At 33.0% G+C, this 2,376-nt stretch carries 1 protein-coding gene and 1 pseudogene; both read left to right on the top strand.

The window, feature by feature from the left end:
* On the top strand, positions 1 to 234 hold a 234-nt coding region (locus BUA46_RS14960; RefSeq protein WP_143148166.1), incomplete at its 5' end, for a T9SS type A sorting domain-containing protein.
* 394 nt (positions 235 to 628) lie between these two features.
* Positions 629 to 2,376: pseudogene (locus BUA46_RS14955) on the top strand (hypothetical protein); the annotation flags it as partial.

The raw sequence follows: 2,376 nt of genomic DNA, 5'->3' as shown, positions 1-2,376 counted from the left end.
TATATCTATTATCAAAATACAACCAATACGTTGTTTGTTAAAAAGCTAAACAGTGCGGTAAGCAAATTAGCATTGATAAACATGCGTGGACAAACGGTATTAGAATTGTTAGATGTATCCACAGAACAATTACAAAACGGTATACCATTCAGTAATATAGCCACAGGCGCCTATGTAGTATGTATGAGAACAGAGGCTAATGAGTTGATTACGAAAAAAATTATTGCTAAATAAAATGAAATAAAATCATGTGTATTTTAGTATTAAAAAATACATTTAATCGGATTAATCTGTGTTTAATCTGATTTTAATTAATATTATTAAGAATTTTACACTAATATTGTCTAAGGTTTTAATTCTATGTTATTAGAAAAGTTTTAAACATCGAAATATTCTTCCCTCAAGTTTAGTTCAAAATCAAAGCATTAAAATAAATTTTTAAAAAGTATACATAAAAAGTGACTTGATAAGGTTGAAAGGGTCTAAAATACAGGGGAGTACAATAAACGTAATTCTTTGTATTTAATCGATTTTTTCAATTTATTCAACTTAGAAAAATTTGAATAATAACGAAAAAAACAAACTACTTGAAATATAGTTAATTTTGATTCCCCCAAATCTATTAATTATGAAACAAAAAATACACATTAGTCTACTTATTGGATTTCTAGTATCCATTAATGTTATCGCTCAAAATTCTCCATTAAAACTTATTGTTAAATGGAAAAAAGAGTCTTATGAGCATAAAGTAGAGCTTTATAATACTGCGAATGATTTATTACTAACGCTTTGTGATGACACACAATGTTATCAAACGACACAATCTGGTTCTACAGATAAATACAGCGTTAAATACGATTTAGGTTGTGTTCCTAATGGAACCAATTATTACATAAAAATATATGATGCCGCAAACGATGGTTGGGATAATGGTAGAGTAAGAGTAAAGGTTGATGGTACCGAGGTTGTTAATGATACAGGTACTGGAGCTAATACCACCGGACAAACCATTTATTTTGATGTTACAGGGGGCGATGCAAGTTGTAACAGTCTTCCAGATTTAGATCAAGATGGAGTTCCAGATTATTTGGATTATGATGATGATGGTGATGGAATACTAGACTCAGTTGAAAATTTAGGTGAAGATAGGTTTGAGTGTACTTTACCTCCATTAAATTTCAGAAATGGATATTATGATGCTGGGGCAAGCTCAGGAGCTGTAGGTACTGTTGGTGCAGTTTATAGATTTGGTAATACGGTTGCAGGTTACGACGTTTTGATGGAAATAACCGAATTAACCAACACCACCATTGCTAATATTGATGATGATACGATAGGTATTGCAGATTATTTACAAACAACACTAACTTTTTCTGGAACAGGTACCCCAGGAGCTACTTTTAAATTTACTATTGTAAATGCTGGAACCACAACGCCTTCAACGAATATATTCAGAGTAAATGGAATTACTTGGGATTGTGATGGTACTTCTAATCTACTGGAGTCTGTAATTTATTACAATCCAGCTGCTTATGGTATAGATAACCCTTCAGATTTAACAGTAACCGATTTGGGTTCAAACAATATTGAAATGACATCCGATGATGTAACCGTTAATGGGTTTTCCACTTTACCATGGTTAAGAGCTTATTATCAATTTATTGGAAATTCGTTTACCATGCGTATGCAGGCCATTAAAACTTCAACTACAGCTTATACTCGACAATTTATGATGTCGTTTACACAATGTGAGTTTTTAGATTTTAATTCGAATAATTTAACCATTGTTACTGGAGAAGATTTTGATGGTGATGGTGTTTATAACCATTTAGACATAGATAGTGATAACGATGGTATTCCAGATAATGTGGAAGCACAATATACTGTTGGATATCTGCCTCCATCAGGGACTGTAGGAAACACAGGAATAGACTTAGCTTATGGTGCAGGGTTGGATGTGGTATTTACCGATTTTGATTTTTATCCAGATTTCTTGGATTTAGATACAGATAATGATGGCATTCCAGATATAGAAGAAAATGGTATGGCAAATGCTATTATTCTTTTTTCCGATGGTGATAATGACGGTCTTGATTTACTGTTTGAAGGGTCAAATCCTTTCGATCCTAATGATCCAAATGATGATATAGACAACCCTTCTGATTTATCAATACTTCCAGATGCGGATGGGGATTTAGCTTCTGGCGGCGATTTAGATTACCGCGATTTATTTAATGTCAACCCACCTTCATCTGCGACGATAGATTTTGATGGAACGGATGATTATTTAATGGGTGATGCGTTATTGCAAGGATTAGGCGAAGTAACACTTATGGCTTGGATAAAAATTGATGGAACACTCACAGGTGTTTCAGA

This window comes from Algibacter luteus (genome assembly GCF_900141715.1).
GTDB classification, from domain to species: Bacteria; Bacteroidota; Bacteroidia; order Flavobacteriales; family Flavobacteriaceae; genus Arenitalea; species Arenitalea lutea.
This window is presented reverse-complemented; position numbering and strand designations above follow the sequence as displayed.